The organism is Varibaculum cambriense (assembly GCF_022133705.1).
GTDB classification, from domain to species: Bacteria; Actinomycetota; Actinomycetes; order Actinomycetales; family Actinomycetaceae; genus Varibaculum; species Varibaculum cambriense_A.
Window position 1 is genome coordinate 1 of the sequence record NZ_JAKNHJ010000049.1, and the last position, 246, is coordinate 246.

1 protein-coding gene is annotated in these 246 nt (G+C 53.7%); it reads left to right on the forward strand.

What is annotated here, in order from left to right:
• A partial coding sequence (locus tag L0M99_RS09735; RefSeq protein ID WP_425304319.1) for a hypothetical protein occupies positions 1 to 246 on the forward strand: 246 nt, incomplete at both ends.

The window sequence follows — 246 nt, forward strand, 5'->3', positions numbered from 1 at the left end:
CGTGATTATGGATGGCGCGGTCATTGGCGAAGAGAGCATTGTTGCCGCTATGAGCTTTGTCAAAGCGGGCTTTCGCGGCGAGAAACGCCAGTTGTTGATGGGTACGCCAGCCCGCGCTGTACGCAGCGTGAGTGACGACGAGTTACACTGGAAACGGTTGAATACCAAAGAGTATCAGGATCTTGTCGGGCGCTGTCATGCATCGTTACATGAAACGCAGCCACTGAGGCAAATGGAGGAAAATCG